This window comes from Elusimicrobiota bacterium (genome assembly GCA_016180815.1).
GTDB lineage: Bacteria > Elusimicrobiota > Elusimicrobia > JACQPE01 > JACQPE01 > JACPAN01.
On the sequence record JACPAN010000006.1, the window covers coordinates 108,725 to 134,876 of the forward strand.

The 26,152-nt window shown below is 55.0% G+C and carries 9 protein-coding genes and 1 riboswitch; of the genes, 7 read left to right on the forward strand and 2 right to left on the reverse strand.

Annotated elements, in window-relative coordinates:
* The first annotated feature begins 2 nt into the window (after positions 1–2).
* The 5 genes from HYT79_02990 (at position 3) to HYT79_03010 (ending at position 3,919) form a co-directional block, all read left to right on the forward strand.
* On the forward strand, positions 3–734 hold the full coding sequence (locus HYT79_02990; GenBank protein MBI2069542.1) for an FAD-dependent thymidylate synthase: 732 nt from the start codon (positions 3–5) through the stop codon (positions 732–734).
* The gene (locus HYT79_02995; protein ID MBI2069543.1) at positions 724–1,452 is read left to right on the forward strand and encodes a chlorite dismutase family protein; all 729 of its coding nucleotides are present in this window, start codon (positions 724–726) and stop codon (positions 1,450–1,452) included. Before HYT79_02990 ends, HYT79_02995 begins: the two co-directional genes overlap by 11 nt.
* Positions 1,428–2,081 carry a peptidylprolyl isomerase gene (locus tag HYT79_03000; protein MBI2069544.1) on the forward strand — a complete coding sequence of 218 codons (654 nt, stop codon included), beginning with the start codon at positions 1,428–1,430 and terminating at the stop codon, positions 2,079–2,081. Before HYT79_02995 ends, HYT79_03000 begins: the two co-directional genes overlap by 25 nt.
* Before the next feature lie 161 nt (positions 2,082–2,242).
* A complete protein-coding gene (locus HYT79_03005; protein MBI2069545.1) occupies positions 2,243–2,899 on the forward strand; it encodes a hypothetical protein in 657 nt (218 codons plus the stop codon).
* 63 nt (positions 2,900–2,962) lie between these two features.
* Positions 2,963–3,919, forward strand: coding sequence for a hypothetical protein (locus HYT79_03010; protein ID MBI2069546.1), 957 nt, complete (start codon positions 2,963–2,965; stop codon positions 3,917–3,919).
* Between the two features lie 15 nt (positions 3,920–3,934).
* Here the strand turns inward: HYT79_03010 and HYT79_03015 are convergent, their stop codons facing one another.
* Both HYT79_03015 and HYT79_03020 read right to left on the reverse strand, forming a co-directional pair.
* Positions 3,935–4,363 (reverse strand): putative toxin-antitoxin system toxin component, PIN family, encoded by a 429-nt coding sequence (locus HYT79_03015; GenBank protein ID MBI2069547.1) that lies wholly within the window; start codon positions 4,361–4,363, stop codon positions 3,935–3,937.
* A complete protein-coding gene (locus tag HYT79_03020; protein ID MBI2069548.1) occupies positions 4,360–4,665 on the reverse strand; it encodes a type II toxin-antitoxin system Phd/YefM family antitoxin in 306 nt (101 codons plus the stop codon). The genes HYT79_03015 and HYT79_03020 overlap by 4 nt, the downstream gene beginning before the upstream one ends.
* 162 nt (positions 4,666–4,827) lie before the next feature.
* Positions 4,828–4,902: riboswitch (cyclic di-GMP riboswitch) on the forward strand.
* 11 nt (positions 4,903–4,913) lie between these two features.
* Here HYT79_03020 and HYT79_03025 point away from each other — a divergent pair.
* The gene (locus HYT79_03025; protein MBI2069549.1) at positions 4,914–5,417 is read left to right on the forward strand and encodes a hypothetical protein; all 504 of its coding nucleotides are present in this window, start codon (positions 4,914–4,916) and stop codon (positions 5,415–5,417) included.
* A 101-nt stretch (positions 5,418–5,518) separates the two neighbouring features.
* The coding region (locus tag HYT79_03030) for a hypothetical protein (GenBank protein ID MBI2069550.1) at positions 5,519–26,152 on the forward strand (20,634 nt) is incomplete at its 3' end.

A 26,152-nucleotide genomic window follows, 5' to 3' on the forward strand; every position in this document is an offset into this window, starting at 1 on the left:
CGATGACCGCCGCCCAGGAAATTCTTGAAGAAAATGTTTTGGATAAGGGTTTTATCCGGCTGATCGAATTCATGGGCGGCGATCCCGCCGTTGTTTTGGGCGCGCGCGTGTCTTATGCCCAGGGGTTGAAGGGCGACGAAAAAGATAAAAAATTAGTTTTTTATTTGATGCAGCACAGCCACATGACCCCTTTCGAGCAGGCGGTGTTGAAGTTTCATGTGAAATGCCCTATTTTTGTCATGCGGCAATGGATCCGCCATCGGATCGGCTCTTTTAACGAGCATAGCGCGCGTTATTCCGAAATGGCCGATGAATTTTATATCCCGGCCGAGTTCCGCAAACAAGACGTGAAAAACAAGCAAGGTTCCCTGGCGGCCGGGGCGGAAATTGACCAGAAGGAAGCTCTAGCGGAATATACCCGGACCATCGGGCAAACATATGCGACTTATCAGAGCCTGATTGCGGCGGGAGCCGCCAGGGAAATGGCCAGGATGGTTTTACCCACCGCTTTGTATACGCAGTTTTATTGGACCGTCAACGCACGCAGCCTGATGAATTTCATCCTGCTTCGCGCCGAAGGGCACGCCCAGTGGGAAATCCAGCAATATGCGCTGGCCCTGGCTAAGTTTTTTAAAATGAGAATGCCCTGGACATGGGAAGCCTTCCTGCGTTTTACCTGGAAGGGAGGCAACCCGGTCCTGGATCAGGAGAAGGCGCAATTTAATGGAAGTTAAAACATCCGCAGAAGAGAAAACCGAGGCTAAGCAGCCGCTCGTGCGCCAGTATGTGCGTTTTGTCTGCTACAAACTGGATTTGGCTTTCCGCAAACTCGATCCCAATGTCCGGCATCAGGCCAAAGAGGAAGTTTTTTCCGCGCTCGATTTATTCCGCGACCGGATGATGCTGTTTACCTATAACCTGACCGCGACCAGGGCGGACGCGGATTTCATGTTTTGGCAAATCGCCGAAGATTTGGAAGTGTTCGAGGAGTTCTCTTCGCGCCTGACGCGCAGCGGCTTGGGGCTCTATATGACGCGCACCCATTCTTTTTTATCCATGACCAAACATTCGCTATATGTGGATAAAATCAATCCGGAGCATCCCCAGGGCCGCTCCCGCATTCAGCCGGGGCAGCATCGTTTTCTTTTCGTGTATCCGTTCGTCAAGACGAAAGCCTGGTATCAATTGCCCATGGCTGAGCGGCAAAAAATGATGGATGAGCATATCGTCATCGGCAATAAATATCCCTCGGTCAAGTTGAACACGACGTATTCCTTCGGTTTGGACGATCAAGAGTTCGTGGTGGCCTTTGAATCGGACAGTCCTCAGGATTTCTTGGACCTGGTTCAGGAGCTAAGGGGATCGAAGGCCAGCCAATATACCCTGCGCGACACGCCCACCATCACCGCCATTGCCAGGGATCCCAAATGGATCCTCGACGCGCTCGGTTAACTCGAATCATCCGGTATTTTTTTGTCGCGGCCGCCGCGATTTTAGCCGCTTGTCCCCGGGCCGAGGCGGCCAAGCTTGCGCCGGGTCTTTATGCGTCCTTGAAAACAAGCAAGGGCGCGATCATTTGCCGGCTCTTCGACGATAAAACCCCGGCCGCAGTTAGAAATTTCGGGCAATTGGCCCAAGGGGTGACCAGTTGGGTGGACCCTGAATCCGGTAAGCGGGTCAAGAAAAAGTTCTACGACGGCCTTTCCTTTTATAAGGTCGTTCCCGGCGGTTTTGTAGAAACCGGCGATCCTTTAAATGACGGAACCGGAGGACCGGGTTTTACATTTCCAGACGAAATCCTGCCCGATTTAAAATTCGACCGGCCCGGCCGCCTGGCCTTGGCCAATGACGGTAAACCCGGCGCCAACGGCAGCCGGTTTTTTATCACGGTTAAAGCCCTGCCTGAATTCGACGGCAAATACACGATTTTCGGCCAGGTGGTTGGCGGTCAAAACGCCGTTGATAGAATAAGCAAGGTGAAGGCGGATGAGAAGAAAAAGCCGATTAAATCTGTTATTTTAGAGAGCGTCGAGATTTTTCGGGTCGAAGAACCTGCCTCGCCCAAGCCAAAAACTAAATAACGATCTTTATCGGCTCGTTGAGCATGTGAATTTAATCACGTGCCCCCCGAAATCAGCGGCCGACCCCTCTTGACGGTTTTCACCATCCCTTTTACGCTTGTATGGTGAGGTCAGCTCAACCTCTATAGTTAGACGCCAGGCAGGCCCACCAGGGAGGGAATGTGAGCAAGCAGAAAGTAATGGCCCCCATGTTGGCTGTTTTGTTTTATTTTTTCACCGCACCTGCTTTCGGCCAGGATGCCCCGCCGGTGGATTTTCAAAGGGCGGATACGGACGGGCATGGGGCTTTGCGCCTTTACGATAGTCAAGGTAAATTAGTGCGTGTTTTAGTGCCTGTGAAAAACGAAAAAGCGCGCGAGGCCGTTCATGGCAATAAGGGAAAGGCCGACGTTGCGCCCGCCTGCTCGGCGCCCTCGGCGATGATCATGAACGATTTGACCGGGGCTGCGGATAATATCGCGGCCAACGGAGCCTTTTTAGCGCTTCAAACTTACGATCAAAACGGCGGCGGGGTGAATTTGGGGTTTCTGGTTCTCTGGAACGGCCAAGGTTTCTATCTCGACGGGGAGACCGATGCTTCCGGGCGGCCGTTGACTATTCACATCGCCAATCCGGGCTGGTTGCCGGGTGATTTTACGATCAACGCGGGGGAATCCGTCAACATCAGTCACAACGGCGGTTCCATGACGATTACCTTCCCGGTCAGTATTTCCGTCGGCCCCCAGGGAACGTCCGGCGCCATGTTTGTGGACACGACCGGTCGTTTGTTTTCCGACGCCGCTTTAACCCAGCCCTTGGACGGCAAAACCTGCCCTTAACGATCACCCCGTTATCCGTCGGTGCTTATTGAATAAAGAGAGTTTTACGTTCATAATTACTTCGTGCATGCACCGGCCGCCCCTAATGTTTCAGAGCGCGAGTCCTGGAACCGGCAAAAACGTTTTTTGTTGACGGCCATCGCCGCGCTGGCGGCCGGGTGGTTATTGACCGGTGTCTATTTTTGGCGGCAGAATCATCAAGCCCGCGCGGATGTTTTCCAGGAGAGAACCGTTCAAGAAATTCTCCCTTTTGAACGGGAGATCAGGGAGGTTTTGGAACCGCTCCGGTATTCGGGATTGCAAAGCATCATGAAGCCGGGCGTCAGCCTGGCGCTTCATTTTAAGGAACGATCGTGGAGCCTCCTTAATGTCCGAAGTTTCGATTCAGACGGCAATGTGGTTTTAGACGAGAGGCGTTTCGGCGCTTGCGGGGAGCTTTCAACTTACGCGGCGGGACGAATCAAGAAAATAACGGGCGGGCGTTTCGCCCTTAAATTCATCAAGGTGGGAGAATCCGATTTCTTCGCGGCGCCGGCGGCTTCCCATCACGCCCTTCTATTGATCGATGAACAGCCGCCGCACAAAGTTTATCTTGTCGACCCTGCGTTTCATCGTTACGGCGGCATCGAGCAATTTTTAGACCGCTATTTTATTTTCAGCGTGCATGACGAGCTTCCTTTCATGAAAACGAAAAGCCGCGGGGCATTAAGCCCCGTTGACAAGGCCTTGCCCATGTTCATCAAGAAAAATTTCATGCTTTCTTTTTCGGTTCAATCCATCAACGGTATTTTTGACCGGAACAATTATGCCGCGGCCTGGATCGCCACGGAACGCGGCAAATTCGCCGGGCGCAGCGTTTTAATCGTCAGCAAGGAAAATGGCGAGGTGCGCATCGGCGACGATCCGGATTTAAGCCGGTTTCTGTTGAGCGCCAAGGAATACGGCGAGTTAAAAGACCGGTTGGTCCAACTTTTTTCATCGGCGGAGCCCCGGCCGCTGATACCGGCAAACCAGCCTTAACAGACCCTTAGATCATTAGGCGGGGCGGTTTTTATGCAAAATTTCGCTTAAAGATGCGGCGAATTCTGCGGGTGATACGACGGCTGTTTTTTCTGTTTGGCGCGGAAAATGCCGTTTGTTGCCGGTCACCAAATAATCGGCCATGGCCGCCGATGCGCAGTCCAGAAATTTTTGATCCAGAGGATCAAGCGCCGTATGGGACGAAGCTTTGGCAGGATTCACCTTGACGCCATGGCGGGCGATATCTGAGATCAGCCGGTCCACCGCTGTTGCGGAAAAATTAAACTTTCCTCTTGAGAGAACATCGCGATATTCTTCCATAATGGCATCGCTGAAGCAGATCGTGTAATAGCGGTTTATTCCCAAAGCCAAGACATAGGCAGGCAAACTTTGAGCGTACAGCGTTGCGGATACGATGATATTCGTATCTAATACCGCTTTCACGCGACTCGCGATTTTTTAATGCGGCGAATTTCCGTTTTGACCGAGGGGAGGTTCAACAAATCCAACCCCTTGCGTTTGGCTTCGGTTTGCAAGGCCAGCAGGCTTTTGGGCCAAACGACGAAATTTTCAAGAAAGTCTTGCATGCCCAAGATGACAGCCTGGGGTTCTCCTCTGCGGTCCACGATGAAGCGGGTTTTGCCTTCCTTCGTTTTTTTCAAAATTTGCCCGAATTGGGTGCGGGCAAGGAAAGCAGGCACGTGTTTGGTTTCACCTTCAAATGGCGAGCGTCTTGCTTCATTCATATGAATAGTATAATAGAATTGATTAATTAATTCAAGGTATCGCCGAACAAAGTTTTGGGGCTTGCTCTTGGTTGGTCCCCCAAAATACGTAAAAACCCCTCTTGACAGGTATAAATTTTAGGGTCACGCTTAGTTCAGTAATACAGCCTTAGTCAAGTCCTCGAAACGAAACGGCAAACCTCGGGCAACCGGGGGGCGCAAAGCCGAGATTCCCTTTGGGAAGGTCGGGTTGCCGAAAACGAGGAGACATGGGTAGGGAATTATTTTTAGTCGTCAGCCTGTTGGCTTTAGCGCCTCACGCTAAAGTTTTCCAAACAATCCCGCCTTCCACCCAAGTTAACTTTTTATCTCAGCAAATACGCATGGAGCGCCCCTCGCTTCTTGCTGTCAGCGCCGAGGGGTTTGATTTTCGCGATGAACATAATCATCCCACGGCGGGGAATCAGCCTCAGGCCGACGCTTTGTTTTTGGAATCAGCTTGGAACCTTCTTGTTCTGGGTCAAACATGGCCGCGGGTTTATGCCGGAAAGCTTTTGAGCGCAGCCGGCGATTTGATCAAACGCTTGGTTCTGTCGGTTGAAAAAGCGAAGACGCTGACGCTGTCGGCCATTAATTCTTGGCGCAGCGTTGCCAGACGTTCCGCAGTCGGCCGCATGGTCGGACGTATTCTCAATCGTAGTTTTTCCCTATCTCTTACCCATCGTCTCTTGTTTCGAATTTTTCTCTCACAAAATATTCCCCTTCGTTTGTGAGAAAGCCGCCTTCGGTTTTAAACCGAAGGTTGAACCCCCGAACCTTAGTTTGTGTCGCTTCTGTATTTTGGGTTTTTAAGCAGCGTCAAAGAGTAGGGTTCATGGAAAAACATTGGTCCGTCGAACCTGAGCGGCAAATGGGCCCCTCAAAAAAGAGCGCAGCGGGGGGAAGGGGGAGGGCTTTTGCCGTTTTTCAATTTTGGGTTTTAAATCTCAAATTAACGCTGATTCCGGTCATTGTGGCTTTATTGACGGCATTCCCTATGGAAGCGGCGCAAAGAAAAGTGGGCAATGCCGGCGCTTCCACGGCTTTCGGGGGACAAAAGAACGTCATTTATGTGCCTTCTGTCGGTTATTGGATTTTTTTCAAGGATATCAATGCCGACCGTTCAGTCTGGCGTTTTTCCACAGATGGCCAGGATTGGACGAGTTCCTCGGACATATTCCCTTATCTTCAGTTGGCTCCGGATGCGGCTGCTCCCGAGCCTTCCGTGTGGCATGTGCCCAGCTTGGATAATGACGGCGTAACTTATACGGGTCGCGTTTATGTGTCGGCCGGCGACGCCACCTCCGATGTCAATGCCACGGCGCCATCGGCCAACTTGTCCATGGTGGACAACAGCGGTAATAAGATGTTCGTGCGCTGGGGTAAGTTAAGAGTGGATGGGGGTATTGATTGGGACAGCGCAACAGGCATTAGGCGTCAGCGCGTGGGGCTTCGCATCCAGAATGCCTTTTGTCAGTATGTGGAGAACACGACGGGTTCTACCGTATGGGACGTGTTGGGGGGCGGGAAGCCCGCCGTTGTGGTTTATTCAAGTTCTACCGCCGGCGGTTATGTGGCTCTTTTCGGCAATGCCAGAAATGCGATCGCTACAGTCAGCAGCATCGGCGGCATCGGTGTCACTAATTTGACCGAGGATCTCAGCGGTTATATAGACGGTTCGTTTAATGTTTACGCTTTTTGCAATGAAAATGACGCAGTCGCGACAGGTTCGGGCGGCGACTACACGGCCTTGAGCCCGGCCGGTCTGTCGATCGCCCCTGTTTTGGACAACGGCGTGGCTAATTTTTTCATGGGAGTCCGGGTTGATAATTCCGTTGCCGCCAGTTATGGAGGCAAGGGAGCTTTGGTGCGTTTGAGTTCCTCAAGCCTCAGATTAACAAGCCTTGACGGTACCCCGGATACCACCGGCTCGACAAGCGTAGACAATACAAATACCCTCAGCGCGACGGATGCTTTGACTATTTTAAATCCCGGCGTCCATGGTTTCAGGAATACCGAAGAGGAGAATAATATTGAGGGTTTTAATTTCAGCATCATTAATGAGGTGGCCAAGAGTTCAGCTCACATTGCTTATATCGACAATTTAGCCGGCGTCGCTTATAGGAGGAAAACAGCTCCGACAACGGTTACCGCGCCCATTGTGCTTGTTTCTTCGCCGGCGGGCGGCACAGGCAGTTTTCCTCCGCAGAGCCCGGCCATCACTCTTGTCAATAACGCTAAAGGTCAGGCAAATTACAATGAAGTTTATGTTTTGTGGGTTAGCTCAGACAATGCCGCCATTCGCTACAGGGTGGGACCGGCGACGGCGACTGCGGATGCTGATTTTGGAGCGACGACCACATTTAAGACGGGAACCGGCCTGAATTACCCCAAAGTCGGTTTTTCGGTTGATTACCCGAAACCCATCGGCATTATTTGGGAGGCATCCGACGGCGTTTATTTCGACAAAATTATCACCTCGACCTGGATCCCGCCTGTTATTTCAGCCGTCAGTTCCGCTCCTGCATCGGCGCCCTATAGCGCACAGGCTTACGATTTGGTGGTTGACGACAGTTTAAGCGGTTTCAGGACGCTGGGTAATGAAAAACCCGACGTCAAGCTTCTGGTCAATGACGAGGTGGACGATGATATTGCCATCACCTCCGTTACTTTTGTGAGCAACGGCCAAATAAAAGTTTCGGTCATTGTTTCTACATTCGTTCAGGCAGGGACGGGGTACACATTGCGCGTCACCAATCCGGACGGCCAGGAAGTGTCGCGCTCCTCGGCCATCACGATCAATAAGCCGACGATCACCAGCATCCGGGACACGGACGCAAACAATTTCACTTCATGCGGTATTTTCCCCAATAACGACGGCACGACGAACAAAAGCTGCAAAATTATGGTTTCAGGAAACTATTTTCAAAATTGGACCGGCATCACGGGAACCACGGTTTTGCCGAGCACGAATGCGGTCGCGGTACTGATCGCCACGGAAACGGCCAATGGCGTGACTGTTTCCTCGCTGGCTTATACGGGAACGCCGCCGGCGTCCGTTGATTTGTTCCTGAAGATTTCGACGCAAAACGCAGCCGGTGTGTACACGTTTAATTTGACGAACCCGTCGTCGGGCAGCGTGCTTCAACCCACGACGTTTTACATCACCGTGCCCACCGCTTCCATTTCCGCGCCCATGGCCGGGGTGACCACGGGATTTACCGTGATTGTGGGAAGTTTCGGTTACACGCCTAATGTGGGGCAAGCGACGAATGATACAAGCCAGATCAAAATCACTTATTTAGGCACACCCAGGAAGGTGTGGAACGGTTCTTCGATGAAACTGGAGACGGATACCGGCGAGTTCCCAACGGAAGAGGCCAAGTGGAAGGATGTCGGCTCTCAGTTCATCAGCTCTTGGACATACACGTTCATCGCCACCAACACCGTGGCCGTGCCTGATGACGGCGATTATGAAATTTTGGCACGGGCCAGGACCTCCGACGGCGGCATCGGCGAGCCTTTTAAGTCGCCGTTTTTTTCGACCGTGGCTGTTGTCCTGGACCGCAAGCCGCCCAGCTGGGCGATCACCAGCCCGGGTAATGACGCGGCGATCAACACTCTGGCCTTTGATCCCGTGATTCAAGTCAGTGATTTGGGCGCGGGTTTGACCACCGTGGAAATGTTGATTCAGGACATCGGGTTGCCACAAGCCGCGGAAACCAATTGGCAGGCTTTTAATTCAACGGGGACTTTGGGTTCGGCTCCGGCCGGAACGCAGATTTGGCTGTCGACGAACGCCGGTGATTCTTCCAAAACCATTTTTAATTTCGTGCGCACCACCCAAACCATCACCACCAACGGCACAGCCACGGCCATTGACCGGCCTCTATGGGAAGACGGGCATCAATACCGGATCTCGATCAAAGCCACGGATTCCCGTTTTATTGTGGATACATCGTCCGGCGGCGCGGACGCGTTCTCCTGGCGTTTTATTTACGACATCACGGCCCCGACCGTGACCTTGGCGACCCCGGCTCCCGCCTTGCTTTATGATACGACCGATCAGGCGGACGCCGGGAATCCCCTCAAAACCTTAAGCTCTATCGACGGCACGGTTCAGGACAATGTCTCCGGAGAGACGAGGGATGACCGGGTCATCTGGGTGCGCATGGCCAGGCTCGACGTCAACAATCTTGACGCGGGGTATCTGGATCCCACCAAGACCTCGGACGGGGATTCCTCGCCGGATTTCGTGGATTTATCCGGCGACGCTCAATGGAAGAAGATAGAAGCCCAAGGCACGGATAATTGGAATTGGGACATTTCGGGCTTGGATATCGCGGACTCCGACGCCACTTATCCTTTTTACCGGCTTGATGTTTTTGCCAAGGACGAAGCCGGAAACTCGACGGGCAGCGTTGCCTCCCCCGTTTACCGGAGGTTTTTTAAGCTGGATAAAACAGCGCCGACTTTATCTTTTGTCGAAGTCAGTTCGACGGCGGCGGCCGGCGTTGGTTATCCGGTGCTGGACAGTCAGGCGTTTTACGGGCTTTTGGCCGACGGTTCAACGCCCATTTTCTCTATTCGCGGCTCGGCCGCGGATTCCAACGGCATTTCAACCGTGAGTTGGCGGGTTTGCTGGAACGGCGACGGCGCCTGCGATCAATACTTCGACGATCAAACCGCGTCATCATGGACCAATACCACGGCGAAGTGGTACAACGCGCGAACCACCACCACGCCGTCGTTCCAAGTCTGGCAGGCGACCGGCATTCCGTGGATTAATGGCCGCATTTATAAGTTTTCCGTGACCGCCTGGGACAACGCCGGCAACCAGGTTTCAACCATTACGCGCACCTTCGGTTTCGACACGGTGGCGCCGGATTTCGAAATGGTGAATTTCACATCGGGAACCACCTATGGCAGCCAGCTTCCGACCCAGTTTGAATTCGACGTGATCGACTGCCCTCAGGACAGCGCCCGCTGTGTCGGCCAGCATCCCAGCGCCAAAAACGCCGGGGTTTTGAATACGGATATTTTCGCGGGCGTTCAACGAAATTCGGACGGGTATTGGTACTCGGATTACACGGTGCCGCCCGGCGGCTGCGTCGGGCAGTGGTGCCCGGAGGCTCTGCGCAAGGATTATAACGTCAGCTCGATTTCCGGAAGCCTGTGGAAATTGACGGCCGGCGCTTCATTCTGGGCCTCAAGGAATACGGAAACATATAAGGTTCATGTTTGGACTCAGGACCAAGTTAACGCTGCTTATAGAAACAAAACCTCATCGCAGACTCAAACCGCGATTTTCCATTGGGAGACCCAGGCGCCTTCCTCGACCTTGATCACCCCGATTTTGGCCACCTGCGACACAAGCAATGTCGGTGAATGGTACAGCGATATTTCCGGTTTCACCCTGCCCCAGATTTTAGGCACGGCGTTCGACCGGCCCACGGCCTCCACCGATGTCGGCTACGGCCCTTCTCCCGTGACCATTATTGACGATCAGCTCGAAAGCATCGGTCATTGCGGCGCTTTGCCTTGCGAAACATTTCAGGATTTTGCGGAAGCCCAGATTAAAGATACGGCCTTGGGCACCTGCTGGGACGGCACGGAATTTCCGGGAACCCAGAGCCCGGCCTGCGGACCATCGACTTGGCGTCAAATGACGTTTTCCGCCACAAGCTGGACATACCCGACATCCGTTCTATGGCCCCTGACCGCCACCGGCCGCCGTTATGAAGTGAGGATGCGCGGCAAGGATAATGCCATCGACACGGCCAAACCGCCGACGAAAACCGATCCCGTCGATGATGGAATAGTTTATGAGTCCAATCCCAATATCGAATCCATCATTGAAAACACCAGAAACTGCCGGTCCTTCCGCGTGGATAAAACATCGCCGACAGCCACCTTTACCACCATTGTCCATAACACCCAATATTCCACGTTGTCCACCATCACCGGCGCGGCCGCGGATTCCGGAACATCCGGCACCGTAGCGCTCTCATCCCATGTCCAGGTTGCTTATTGGGTAGAGGAATCCGACGCCACCAACGGCAATTGCTCCCCGCCGGCCGGCTCTTTGCAGCGGTTTTGGAATACCGCGACCCAATCCTATGATGTGGCCGGTTCTTCGAATGCCCCGCCGTCCTCGGCTTGGATCAATGTCACAAGCTTCGACGGCAGCGAGTGGACGGCCACTGGAACCTCCACGCCCACGTTCACTAATGCCTGCGAATACCAGGTTTATGTGCGCGCCATCGACAAAGTGGGATTAAAAACAAATGTTCCCGCAGCGCCCGGTTCCGGTTTGGCGCGGGTTCTCATTAAATTTTCCCCGGTGACGCCCCAGGCCGTCATCACCTTGCCTTCGGCGGACGACGCTTATTTTCGTCTTTCATCGCCCAATGCGTTGACCATGATCACGGGCACGGCCTCTGATGCAACCAATGTCCGGGTGCAGGTGATCGTTTCGACATCGGATGCGATTTTCCCCGAAGGCGGCGGCGACGCCAAAGATAATCTTTGCTGGAGCGGTCCCGGCTCCGGTAATGCCTGGATTGAGTGCGACTCGGACGGCGTTGAAGATGGAACGTTTAATTTCAGCAAGGCGAATTCGACGTATGTGGCCGTCTCAGTCAATACTGTGCCTAATCCCGATGAGTGGAGTTTCGGCAATCCCTTCCCCGGCGGTTTCCCCGGCGCTTACGACGACAACAAGCTTTGGGTGAGGATCCAGGCCTTCCAGGGCAATGACGATCAACCCGGACTGCCGCAGCGAGTTCTCTTTTTTGACACGACAAACCCCAACAGGGGCTTTACGGTGCCCTTCCCCAGTTCTGCGGCGTTTAAAACAGGGGAGTTGAATTACTTGGCAGGGACGGCTCAGGACCCGACCAACGCGACCACGGCTTCGGGCATGGATAATTCCACGTTTAAGTTCAGGATTGTTTTAGCCAGCAACACCTCCACGGCTTGGTGTCCGGAATTAAGCGCTTATGCGGATGTGAGCGCATGCTCCGGTTCGAACGAAGATATTTTGGGCAATTTTACCGGCGGCGTGAATTATTCGACGGCGCCGCCTTATACATCCTGGCCGTCGACCGGGCCTTGGCGGGACGGTTACCGATTCAAGGTTATTTTAGGCCCCGGGGGAACATTAAAGGACTTGGCGCAGAACGCGCCCTCGGAACTGGAGTCGCATGCCTCGGGCTTCCGTTATGACTTGCAAAAACCGACGGCCTCCATTACCTTGCCTTTGTCGGACGTGGGCAAGGTTTCCTCATTGTCGGTTTTGTCCGGCACGGTCGCGGACGTCGACCCCAGCGCCACCAGCGAAGGTGTCGACGGCATCAATGCTTCGGGTATTTTTACGGCTCAGGCGTCCTCCGGCGTGGCCGTTAAAATCATTCGCGACGACGGGTTTGTGTTCGATGCCGGCGGACCTCCTTATTGGCCGGACAATGATTCGGGGGACGCGCGCTGGTTTGCGGCCACCGGCGTTGGAGATGTTAATTGGGATTCCATTGATCCCGATCAGACGACGTGGACGTATACCCATGCCGAGCTCAATACGCAATTAGCTAATAACAGGCGTTACACCATTTTGACGCGCGCCCGCGATAAAGCCGGGAATCAACAAAATCAATACCTGACGACAACCATTTCGTCTGTGACCGTCGCCATCGACAAAGAGGCTCCTGTTTTGAGCATTACCGATCCGCTCTCCAATCAAGAGCCGTATAACGCGATTGCGACGGGCCACAGCAAGCACATTACGGTCGTGGATATTAAAGGTACGGCTCAGGACGGCCCCTCGGACACCAAGGCCGGGTTTAAAGTCGCTTTAGGCGATGTCGACGTTCAATTGTGGTATTTAAACAACAGCACCTCTTATTACTGGAACGACACCATCGGCGGCTGGCAGGCCGCCGTCACGTCATTCCCTGTCGCCATGACGAATCAAACGAATTGGTCTTTTGAAGTCGGCGCCGCCGGCTGCTCGCCGGGCTCAGGCTGTATCGACTGGGGGGTTTCGATTTCAACGGAACGGGTTTATTATGCGGCGGCCAGGGCCAGGGACAATGCCGTGGACGGTTCCTCGGCTGCGGCGCGCAATATTTCTCCATTTTTATCCACCCGAACCTTTGTTGTGGATACGTTGATCCCAAGCTCGACGTTCACCGTCCCCGGCGTCGGCATTAATTTTGTCAATACTTTGGCGGATTTAAGCGGAACCGCGGACGGCGGCCTTTCGGGATTTTTCCCGGCCGGGAATCCCGGAGGCAAGGTGGAGTTAAAAATTTTGCATTTGACCGGAGCGCCGGAGTATTGGGCGGGGTCGTCCTGGACCGCGACCGAGACTTGGTCCACGGGCACCGTGGTTTCCAATAACGGATGGAAATACGACCGGCTGCCCGTGACCACGGTGACCAGCGGCGATGATTACCGGGTATCCTTGAGAACTTATGATCGGGCCGGGAATCAAAGCGTCGAGGTGACCAGGGATTTCCGCGTGGACTTTACCAGCCCGACGGTCAAAATCAAGCTTCCCGATCAAAACGAAGGCGCGGGAGCGCCCTATTCCAATTCAATCGTCAATGCCGAGTCCACGCGCACCATCACCACAACGCTTGAATTTTGCGCGGGCTCCACCGGCAATTGCGGCGCGGGCGATGCGGATGCCAGCGGCTTGGCCGAAGGGTGGCTGGCTGTTTCTTCTGGAACGGGCGTGACCATGAGGTGGTGGGATCAGGCCACCGCATCGTTCACCGTGGTTCAAACAACGGTTCATTGGAATCAAGGGACCTCTCTTTTCACTTCCTCGTTTGTTTATACCCAGGGGACATTGGGCTCCGTGCTGCGCGACGGCATCACTTATAGAGTTTACGCCAAAGCCAAGGACGTGGCCGGCAATTGGAAGGGCGCGGGAAGTTTTGAAACAGCCGATACCTCCCCGCTCAATTGCGAAGATACGGGCGTCGATCATATTTGCCAAGAATTTCGCTATGACCTGACCCGGCCGGTTTCAACCATCACCCAGCCGGATACTCCTTATGAAAATTTAATTTCTTCGTTTTCGGGCACGATCACCAATGCGGGGTCTAATCCCAGCGCCATCAAACGCGCGCGCGTGGCCGTTAAATGCTTGGAGGGTTCGGCCTGCACGCAAGGCGGCGGCAGCGTTAATAATTATTGGGATTGGGGCGCGGGCGCCTTTTTGGCGGGTAATTTGGGTTTGGCTTCGGCCTGGACCGAAGCCCCAATCGTCGGCCTGACCTGGTCCACCTCACCGGTGCTGACAGCTATGTTGGTTTCAGGGTCAACCTATACCGTCATAGCCCGGATTCAAGACCACGCCTTAAATGAAGAGCAAGACGGGGACGCCCAGGGCAGCACCTTCCTTTATGATACCGTGGCGCCGACGACAACCTTGACCCTGCCCAGGCCCTCAACTTATTACTACAGCTTGCCGGAGATTACCGGCACATTCAGCGAAACGTTATCGAATATGACGACGGTACAGATTTTGCTTCAAAAAGAAGGACCCACGGCATGTTGGGACGGTTCTGTTTTTGTCGACCCGTGCAATGCCTCGTTTCATTGGCGCGGGGCGACCCTGTACTCTTCAAGCTGGTCGATCGCCGCGCCCGTAAGTTTGTTGACCCCGGGCGTCAATTATTGGGTGCAAGCCCGCGGTCAAGACGGCGCCGGCAATAAAAATTTTCCGGACGCCGTCCCTACCCAAGGAGACAGCGTTAAATTCACCTGGGATACCTTAAAACCGGTTTCCGTGACCACGACGCCGGCTAATTCTTCCGCTTTCGCCCGGACCTTCGCTTCCGTCTACGGCACGGCCTCGGACACCGGCGGCGCCGGGGCCAAAGGGGTCACGCTGCGCGTTCGGCGTTCCGACGGCGATTATTACAGCCGGGCCAACGAAGTTTGCGGAGACAATCTTTGGGATTCGGCCTCGTCGAATTTCCCCATCGGCACGACCTTGACCGGCGGCGCTAATTGGTCCGTTGCCAATTTGGCGTCTTGTAAATTTGAGGAAGGATACCGGTACGAGGCTATTTCCCGGTCCCGGGACAATTCAAGAAACGCCACCATCGCCGAGGGCGATGACACGGCTTATTCCCAATACGAAATCGTCTATACGACCAATACCTTTGTCATTGATTTTACGACCCCGACCCACGCCATCACGCAGCCGGTTACGGCTTGGCCTGCCTTGGGATTCGTGAAATCCATTTCAACTTTCACCGGAACCGTCAACGACCGCATCGATGATTTTGTTTTCCCGATCGACGACGGTTTCCGCAATTACGAGGCCGGCATCGGCACCCGAACCGCGGACCGGTCCATACATGTGGCCATTCAGCATCGCACGGACGGCAAATGGTGGGATGTGGCCGCGGATTCATTCTCCGTCACCTATTCCACGCCGCATTGGCAATACGGCGTCGCGCCAAGTTTTTATAACGACGGCACTTCTTTGGCCGGACAATCCTCGGGCACGTGGGAATTTTATGTCAATCCCAACGATCTTCAAAACAACACGAGCTACTATATTAATGTCCGCACCCGGGACTTGGTGGACAATTATGAGGTTGATTGGTCCACCCGCGTATTCACCGTGGACACCTCGACCCCGTCTACGGCTTTAGTGGAGCCGGCCAATGCCTGCCCCACGGCCTATGATACGCTGACGGAAGTGACCGGCACTGCGGATGATCCGCCCATCGGCGAATTGTCCGTGGTGAGTTTGCGTTTCCATCGCATCAGGGATCAAGGCGTGGCCTCTGATACCTATTGGAACGGCGCCTCCTGGCAAGGGAGCGAAGTTTGGATCGATTCGGGAACGGTCAGCGCCCCCACTAGCGCAACCTGGGATTATGACCTGCCCGTCGGCTTTTTGACCAATGACTCGGAATACGAAGTCACGGCCCGGGCCAAGGATAAAGCCGGCAACGTTCATGGTTTTACTTTGCCGGTGGTCGGCACGTTCGACCGTTGCGTCAAATTTTCCGAAACAGCGCCGGTGACCACTCTTTCGGCTCCGGGCAGCACAAAACCCAGGTTTAAGAGGAACGTATTTAACTTGGTTTCCGGCGGCTCGACGAATTCCCAAGCCGTGCAGGTGCGCGTCATCAGGGAATCAGATAAACAACAGTGGGATCAGATCAATAAAATTTGGGTTTCATCCAGTCCCGATTTTTGGAATCCTGAAATTTCGACCGGAGCGGGAGGCAATTGGAATTGGTCTATTTCAACGGATGCTTTTAGCGGGGCTACAAACTCAACGTACACTATTAAATCGATGGGTCGTTCACCGGGCAGCGTTTATGAAGGCGGGAGCAGCGGCAATGCCGGGCGTTTATTGGTGGTGGATGAGGCGTTGCCCACGGGCGGCATTGTGACACCCGGCAATAACGCGATTTTGAATTCATTGACGCAAATCACCGGAACGGCGACGGATGTTAATGATTGGGGCCGGGTGACGACTTCGGGCGTTAAAATCCGCATTCAAAATGCGGGCACGGGCAATTGCTGGAATTCAGGCGCGTGGGCGGGCTGCGGTGGGCCTTCCGATATCCCAACCAGTTTCGCGGGTGTGGAATGCGAAGGCGCGGCTTGCGCCAATATTCAATGGTCCACGCAAACGCATACCAACGGCTGGAATTTGGAATCCGGTTATTTCTACGACATTTTCCTTCGTCCCACGGACGAGGCGGGCAATTTAAACGATACCATCCCTTCGTTCCGTGTCACCTATGACACCACGCCCCCTGTGGCTGTCACCACGCAGCCGGTGCCTAATAACGTTTATCGCGAATTGCTGCAATTAGCCGGCACGGCCGTTGATCCGGCGGATGGCGCGTCGCCTCGGGACAAAATCGCGACTTTGGACCGGGTGGAGATTCAGATCATCGCCTTGGATGATTTAAACAAGCAATGGGGCGGTTCGAGCTTTGATTTTTACGCGGACAGCTGGGTTGTGGTCTCCGGCACGCACCCCTGGTCCTACGACGCCGCGAGCTTGAATGCCAACCTGGCGACCGGGCGTTATGTGATTAAATCCCGTGGCCGCGACAAGGCGAATAACCAGCAAACGGTTTATTCAACGGTTGATAATTCCAGCTTTACCTTTTATGTGGACCGCGCTTCGCCCACCGCGATCATCGTGCAGCCCGCGCATAACACGAATTACAAATCTACGCAGCTTCAAGGTTTAGGCGCTTTAAGCGGCACAGCCTCCGATCCCCAGGCCGCCTATTACGCGTCCACTCTGCCCGAGCTGGGCGTGACGCAGTTTAAGACATGGTACCTGGACGCGGGAACGAGCTATTACTTTTACGGCTCTTCATTTTCCGCGGGCGGAGAGTTCTGGGACAATGCCACGAATTCCTCTTCATCCCCGTGGACCAGAACCTTGGGCGCTGTTTGGGTTTCGGATAAGCAATATTACATTCAGGCCCGGGCGCGCGACCGGGCGTTGGCAACGTCCGGCGCTCTGAGTCCGAACATTCAGAACGAATTCGGGGTCCCGAGCGGCAACTCCAGCTACCATGCGTTTAAAGTGGATGATACGGTTCCTTTTGTCGTGGTGGACACGCCCTCCGCCGGCAGTTTCAACAACGGGTTGGGATTTGAAATCCACGGCCGCGTCAACGGCGATGCCGTGGGCTTGAAAGTGGCCTCTTCCTCCGGGGTGGTGGCGCGCCTCTTCTGCGAAGACGCGGTGGACCGATATTTCTGGGATTGGAACAGTTCCTGGGTTCTGGCGGCCAGCACGCATGTGCGGGTGCCGACGTACAGCTTGTCCGCGTCAACGCAGATTTGGAACATAACATCCAATCTTCCGACCCAGGGCCAATTCGTCTGCCCGGTAAGCACCGGCACGTTTAAAATCGGGGTGAACGCGGTTGATGTGCTGGAGCAACTGGCGGCTGCGACCACGGTTCACTTTACCATGGACATTAACTCGGGAACCGTCGTTTCCACGCTGCCCATAGTCAATGCCGGCCTTGCCTTAGGATTTTACGGAGGCGCCGGCGGGACGGGGGTTTCCGCTAAGCCCATCGCCACGATCGCTGGAACAGCCATTGATGTCGGGGTCGCCGACATCAATCAAGTCCATGTTGCGATTTCCACGGGGCCCGGGGGCAGCGAGTCCTTCTACAACGGCGCGGGGGAGTGGACCCTGACGGGTTCGGATGAAGCGCGTTGGCGTCTGGCCTCGGGAACCAGCCCCTGGGTTTATCCAGCGGGCGGCGATACTTTGCCGCCTTGGCAATCGGGCCGGCGCTACCGAGTGTACAGCCGCATGACGGATAAAGCGGGCAATAAAACCAGTGAATCAGCCAGCGTTCAATTCCTTTATGACACTCAGGTGCCGTCAGCCACGCTGTTATCTCCTCTGTTCTCGGGGACGACCATGGTTAAGTTTTTGACCATGATTTCAGGGACGGCCGAAGACTCCAATGCCGTTGATCCTGAAGGCGATTTATCCGGCGCGGCCACGGCCGAGGCCAGAATCGACCGGGTTCAGATTTCCATCCAAGATTTGACGGCCGGGGGCCAGCCGTATTGGGACGCGGTTAATCAAAACTGGCCCGGTCCTGAAATTTGGAACTCGACGACCGCCATCACCTTCACCGGTAACGATTCGCCCCGCTTCGCCGATCCTTGGGAGTTTACAGGGTCCACGCCCACGTGGATTCCCGGGCGCGAATACCGCATACGCGCGCGCGCCGTTGACCGGGCGAATAATGTCAGCTCTTTGATGGCGGTCTCAACCATCACTTTTATTTTCGATGATGCCCCGCCTACTCAGGCCGTATCCGTGCCTTTCGACGGCTCCGCGGCCAATTATGCTTCGCCCCGTTTATCCACGGGCGCTGTGATCGCCACCATGTCGGGAAGCGCCAGTGATTCTATCGTGGGCATTAAGGAGACGAAAATTCGTGTTTTTACCCCGGACATCGACCAAGCCGGGGGCGGGCGTTATTGGGCTTACGGCAACGATTATGGCGCCGGGAGCTATTCCATCGATGACGGAGCGGGCGAAAGCGCCTGGTTCTTGGCCAAAACGCCTTACGAGAATTGGACCTCAACGTTCCAATTTTTAAACGACACCCGGTACCGCATTGAGGCTCGTTCCGAGGATAGAGCAGGCAATCTCGCGGTCACCTACGCCACCGTGACATTGACCATCGACCGGACGGTCCCGGTTGTCACGAGCACATTCCCCGTGACATTGACCACTATCCGCGACTTGGACGGATTGGGATTCATTTCCGGGACCTTCAGGGATGGGGGCGCGGATCCAGACACCGTGGGCGTGGCTTTATCATCGAATGTCAAAATAGCGGTGCGGGTTTTGACCAATCCGACGAGCTGGTTTAACACGGCGACGGATGATTTTGACCAGACCCAGGTCAATCCGTTCGATAATTCCATCGTCGGCGCGGATTCTTCGGGACTCTCTCATTCAAGCTGGACATTCGCTAATTTGAATAACGACGATTTGGTGTCCGGTTCTTCCTATTTCATCACCATCCGCGCCGATGACGAGTCCGTTCCGAAAAACGCCTTAAGCCATCATGTGGTTGTCGCGACATTCACTTTTGACAACACGGCTCCGGCCGTCACCATCAGCACACCCGCGGCCGTGACCAGAATCGTCAACAGTTTCGTGCGTATCCGCGGCACCGCTGCCGACGCGACATCCGCGGTCAGCGCCATGTACCTTAAAGTGCAGCGCGTCTCGGATGCCAAGTGGTTGAAAACGTTCGCCAGTCCCTGCACCGCGGACGCGGATTGTTGGGGGACGGCCGTGGCCACCTTCACAGCAGCGGGGACCGATTCATGGAGTTATCCGGGTTCGGATTGGGCGGACAACACGCACTGGTCCATCAAAAGCTCCAGCGATGATTTCCGCGTCTACGCCTGGGGCGTGGATGTTCCGGGCTCCACCTCAAGCGTGACCGGCCCGAATTTGTTCCGTTTCGACGTGACCTTGCCCACGGCCACGATTACCTATCCGGCCAATGGGGCTAATGTCTGCATCGCCGGATGCGCCAATGTCTTGAACGCGATTTCGGGCACGGCCGCTGATTTAACGGCTCATCCGACGGAGTCCGATTCCAATATCCGCTTGGTTGAGGTGGCCTTCTCTTCCAATTCCGGTTTCTCCGGATCTTGGTGGGATGGCTCTTCGTTTACGGCCGTCAATCCCGTTTATTTCACCACTTCTTCATGGAACGATGTGGCCGACCCGGATTCATGGGAAGCCGCGCGTCCGCCCGAAGGGCCGGGTCGGCTCGAAAACGGGAAAACCTACGCGGTGCGCGTGCGGGTCACGGATAAAGCCGGCAATCCACGGGTGATGCCCACGGATATCAGCTTTAAATTCGATTCAGGTGCACCCGTCGCCGGGATTCTTGATCCGACCATGGGCTCCTTCAAGCAATCCTTGAGCATCATCAGCGGAACGTCGCAAGACACAGGCGCCATCCCCGGCACCATCAGCAATGTCTATATCGCCGTGTCCACGGGCACGGGTCCCGAATGGTACTGGAATTTCAATACGTCGGCGTGGGTATCCTCGGAATCGTCCACGAGCACGATCGCTACGGACGGAGACGGGTTCGGCGAAACCGGCGAAGATTGGAATTTCAGCGGGCCTTTCCCGCCCTGGGCGGATTTGGACAATAAAATCGTCAAGATTTACGTTTGGGCGCGGGATCAAGCCGGCAATGAAGGCAGCCATAGCGTGTCCTATACCACGTTTACCGTGGATCGCACTATTGCCAATTCATCCACCACGTTTCCAGCCTTCGGTTCGATTTTCTCCAGCTTGACGCTTTCATCGGGCACGGTGTCCGATCCCAACAGCAATGCATCGGGCATCAATAAAGTCGAAGTGGCGATCGAGCGCGAAGCGGATTCAGGTTATTGGAACCCGGCGACTCAGGCATTTGTGGTCAACAATACCTGCGGCGCGGGCGCCGACCCTTGCGTGATTTGGTCCACCGCGCCCTATTTCACATCATCGTGGACATTCACCTGGTTTAATACGGGCAATTTCAACCCGAATAACTGGTATCGCTTCAAACAAAAACCAACGGATAATGCGGGCAACGCATCGACCATCGAGGATACGGATATCGACGCTTCGGGCGTGCGCGTTTATATCGACACCTCCGCCCCTGTTTCCGTCACCACGGCGCCGGCTTTGGCCGCGGGAACCACTTCCTATTACAACTATATCCCCATCGCGGTTTACGGCACCTCAAGCGACACGGGTTTCGGCACGCGCCAAATCGGCATCCGCATGAGCCGGGTCAATTCCGCGGGCACCCGGGGCTGGCATACCTGGTTTGATAACCAGTGGAATTCGGGGGATCAGGGTTTCCCGCAAAACGTTTCCGCGCCGCTGGCGACTTGGGTAAAAAGTCTTGACCCGGCGCATTTCGCCGCAGGCGAAGGCTACAGTTATCAGATTCAAACTCAGGGCCGGGATTTTGCCAAAGACACCAACGGCAATTTCACCAATAACGAGGTGGTGGTGTCGACCGCGTATTATGTGTTGGATTACAGCACCCCCACCATCGAAAGCGTGACGTTCTCCACGCAGGCATTGAATTACTTTAGAACCATTGCCTTGGCCTCCGGCACGGTCAACGACCCTGTACCCGGCGGCGGCGTCAGCGCTCAGGTGGATTTGGTGTCCGTCGAACTTGAGGATATCTCGGATGAGTTCGGGCGTTCGACGCATAACGCCACGTTTTGGGATTTTTCGGCCGGCACATGGACGACGGCGGCGCCGGTTCCGCCGTTGGCCGCGCAATTTACGCAAAGCTCCTGGTCCTTTACGAATCTGCCGGCCACCCAGGTCTTATGGGAGCGCGGCGATCCGTCGCCGGCCGGCCGTCGCTATCGTCTCAAGATGAGGGTGCGCGACCGCGCGACGAATATCACTTCGTTTACGGATAAATACGCGAATTTGGCTTATGACGCCACGCCCGCGACATCCACCATCACCGTGCCGCCTATCGGATCGCCGCCGGACGCCGCGGTTCTGGAGGGATTGACCACGATTTCGGGCACGGCCGTTGATCCGTCCACGGGCAGCATCAAACAGGTTTATATCAGCATCCGCAATAATTCCACTAATAATCAGGGCGCCTGCCCCAGCGGTTTGTCGAATGTCGGCAAGTATTGTACCGGCGTTTGCACGCCGGCCGGCGGGTGGACGACGACCGAGACGTGGCTGCCGGTGACGAGTTTCAATCAGGGGCCGCAGCAGGAGGATTGGAGCTACACCTTCGACGGGCAATGGGAAAATGACTGTTATTACACGGTCCGTTCGTCGGGGGTGGACACCGCGGACAATTATCAAACCGTGCTGTCGTCGAGGGGATTCCAAATCGTCGCGCCTGCGGCCGTCACCGTGATTTTAGTTCCTCAAGGCCCTCCGCAGCAGGCCAGCGTCCAGTATTATCGAAGCTTGGCCTTCATCTCAGGTACGGCCGATGCCGCCAGCACCAACGAAGTGCGGTTGCAAATTCAAAGAAGATTAAATAACGATTATTGGAATGAGGATGGCCCCTCTAATCCGGGTTTTTGGAATCCGGCTTTCGCTTCGAATACAGTCAACGGGGTCGGCTCCTGGGATTATTCGCCCTCGGGAAATGACCGGGATTTACCCATATTTCTAGACGGCTCGTCGTATACCATCCGATCCGTCGGCCGCAATAATGCCGGTCTTTTTGAAAATGACGGGAGCGGGGTTTCCAAGGAAGTCAGAATCGACACGACTCCTCCCAATACCTTTCTCATGTATCCAGGCGCTGCGGATTATTATCAGAACCTTGCGATCCTCTCCGGCACGGCATCGGATGCTTCGCCCAACGGGCCTAACGTGGCGGGCATTTTGGATGCGCAATTGTTGATTCAACGCGCCTCGGACTCTAAGTATTACGAAAACTCGGGCGATACATGGACGACGAATTCCAATAGTTGGGCCCAAAATGCCGCTGTATGGTGGGGTTCATCCTGGACGTTTACGGTTAATTCGCCGACGACAGCATGGACGGACGGCGTTCAATATACGATCCAGGCCAGGGCCCGGGACAATGCCCTGCATACTTCAGGCGGGGCGAATAATTTCAACGTGGACCCGACCCCGGCTTCCAAAGTCCTCAAATACGACGTGGCACGCCCGACCGGAACGATCACGTCTATTACGCATAACGAGGAGTATTCTTTTATCAGCATTTCTTCGGGAACGCATGCGGATAATTTTCCTCCGGGAGACGGCACCGTGTCTCAGGTGCGCCTCTACCTTCATGACATGAGCGTCAACCGTTATTGGGGCGGCAACCCGCTGGCCTGGGGGGCGACCGGGGTCGTGCGTTCGACGACGTCCAATGTGTTTTTCTCATCGTGGAGTTTCACGGTTCCGGGGGATTTGACGGATAACCGGCGTTACGCTTTATGGACCGAGGCCGAAGATTTGGCGGGCAATGTCCACAATACGTTCAATGTCGGCAATTCATCGTTAACCTTTATTATGGACATGTCCGGGCCGGCCATGGCCATCAGCAATGTGGGCAGTTCCGCCCGGCGTTCCACGGCCAGTTTGACCTCAATCGACGGCACCATTGTTGATCCTAATCATCCCGCCAACGCCAAAGTCGACGGCGTGGAGGATGTGGAAATTCAGATTTACTATGTGATCGGGGCGGATACGTATACCTATCGAAATAACTGCACATACAGCTCGGACACCGTCAATATCGACACGTTGCATTGGTATAACCCGAACCCGGCCGGGGGCTTCACGCAGGACGGCCCATCGTCGGGGACCTGGACTTATAACGAGGGTTCCGGCGGGGCGATTTGCTGGCTGACGGATAAAAGCTACACGATTCGGGTGCGAGGCAAGGACAATGCCTTGGGCGGCGTTAATACGGGAACAATCGTCACCTTGGCCGACGTGGTTATCGATACCACCGTGCCCACGTCGGTTATTGATACGCCCAATGACACGGTGATCAGAACATTGTCCTCCATCGCAGGCACGGCCAACGGGGATTTAGCCGGATTAAACCGCGTTGAATTCTCTCTTCAACAGGCCATGACCCCGCCGTCCACGAATTATTTCAACGGATCGGGATTCACCTCCGATGCCACCGTTTATTTTCGCATGGGCAATGATACGGGCGGCGGCACGGTTTCCTGGTCGTCGGCCACAAGCGCCTCTTTATTGACTTCTTTGGCGGACGGTTCAACGTACACGATCCGCGTTTATGCCACGGATAACGTGGAGGGCGCTTATGCCAATACGCAGAAAACCAAGGGAACTTATCCCGTCAGGACGTTTTTGTGGGATGAGACGGCGCCCACGTTGGCGATTTCCAGCCCTGTGTCCGCGGACGTGTACGGGCCGTTGAAAACGCTTCCGCAAATCAAGGGTACGGCCGGCGACGTTCATTCTTGGGTTGCCGGCGTCGAACTTCAGGTGCGCATGAGCACCACCACGGATTTTTCGGGATCGGGCGACCGGTGGTTGGGCGGCGCCGGAGCCTTCGATCAAGCGTCGACAAGCTGGGTTTATGTTTCCGGAGGATTGACTAATTGGACGCATGCCGTGACCTGGAATGCCAACCGCAGGTATGGCGTCACGGCGCGGGCCACGGATCGCGCCGGCAATCAAACCACGGCATCGGAAATCGCCTTTGTTTACGATTCCACGGCCCCGGTGATTACGTTGCTGTCGAATCCCAGCACGTTTTATCACAACACCGGGGATTTGGCCACGCTCTCAGGCACGGCCCATGATACAGACGCCGGGATCGAACCTAAAGTCGGGTTAAAGAGGCTGGAATCATCCATTTCCGCCCAACCTACGGGCGCGGGTTCCGTTGTGTACCGGCCCGACAGCGGCGGTTGCACTAATATCGATTATTCCAATCCTGCGCGCTGGCGTTTGATCCGCTCTACCATCGCGGTCGGTACAGGAGAGTTGACCGAAAATTGGGATTACCCGACGTCCGCCGGCGATCTCTACGACGATGCATTCGAATCTTGCTTAAACAGCGGAACCACGTATCAAATCGAGATTCGGGCCATCGACAAGGCGGACAATACCAGCACGGTTAAACTGTCCTCGTTCGTTTGGGACAATACGGCGCCGACTTTGGCGATCGTCGATCCCAATTCAAGTAGGGAATCCAGTTTGACTCAAATTACCGGAACGGCCAATGATTTAGCCGGCACAAATCCCGGGTTCCTGTACCGGGTTTGGGTGCGCATTTCGCAGAATTCAGGCGGCTCTCCGGCCGGGTGGTGGAACAGGGCGACCCAAGAGTTTGACGGGATTCTCCCCGCTGAAGCAGCCTGGTTTGTTCCGGACACGCCGAACAATTTTTCCTCGTGGTCGACGACCCAGGCGGTCAACGGTTTTTTGGTGACCGGAACCGAATACGGCGTCCATGCCAAGTCTTCGGATACGGCGAGCAATTCCACCATTATTGCCGCATCAACGTTTACCTGGGATACCAACGCGCCTGTTTCCATCACCACGTTCCCGGTGGACGCGAGCTATATCAATCAGGCGCGTTTTAATGCCATCGCGGGCACGGCCGCGGACACGGGAACGAATCCCGGCTGCGTCAATCAAGTGCGCGTGGCCGTAAGGCAATTGGGTCTTGGCGACGATGCCGCGACCATGTTCTGGTGGAGAAATCTCGGCGGCAATTTTGACACGGCCCAGGCCGATCCCTTGTGGCAGACAACCAGCGTTACTTTAGATGGCTGCCCTTCCAATCCCGCGACCTGGATTTTTACGGCTATTAATTCAGGGCATCTTGTTTCAGGCACATCCTACTATGCGTTGGCTGAGGCGCGGGATAATTCCAATTTAACGGAAACTAATTTTGCAACCGGTGTTTCCACTTTTGTTTACGACAACGACAAACCTGAAACGTACATCACCGGGCCCGTTCATTTGTCCACGCGCAGCGCGTTGGCTCAGGTCGCAGGCACCATGCAGGAGTTACCCAATGCCGCCAACAAAATCAACGCGGGCATCGACCAAACTCAAGTCACCATTCAACGGATGTCCGACGGTCAATATTGGACAGGTTCGGGTTGGGGCGCTTTAACGTGGCTGGCAACGATGGAGGGAGCCGGCACCTGGGATAAAACGACGGGGCTGCCGTCCATCGGTGACTTGTCGCATAACACCACGTACTGGATTGTGGCGCGGTCTTCGGACAACGCCAATAACGTGGAAGATTCATTTGCGGTGGCGACTGATTCGGTGTCCATCTTAACCGACCTCTTTTGGGCCACGGCGACGGTGACGAACCGGATATCGACGTTCGGGGCCGGACCCTTCTATTACAATCCCACGATCAACTTTATTGCGGGCACGTCGAACGATTCTCCT

Bases quoted from the DNA above. Each gene is read 5' to 3' on its own strand.
- HYT79_02995 (MBI2069543.1), top strand. From the start codon at position 724: ATGGAAGTTAAAACATCCGCAGAAGAGAAAACCGAGGCTAAGCAGCCG.
- HYT79_03025 (MBI2069549.1), top strand. From the start codon at position 4,914: ATGGGTAGGGAATTATTTTTAGTCGTCAGCCTGTTGGCTTTAGCGCCT.
- HYT79_03000 (MBI2069544.1), top strand. From the start codon at position 1,428: ATGGATCCTCGACGCGCTCGGTTAACTCGAATCATCCGGTATTTTTTT.
- HYT79_02990 (MBI2069542.1), top strand. From the start codon at position 3: ATGACCGCCGCCCAGGAAATTCTTGAAGAAAATGTTTTGGATAAGGGT.
- HYT79_03020 (MBI2069548.1), bottom strand. From the start codon at position 4,665: ATGAATGAAGCAAGACGCTCGCCATTTGAAGGTGAAACCAAACACGTG.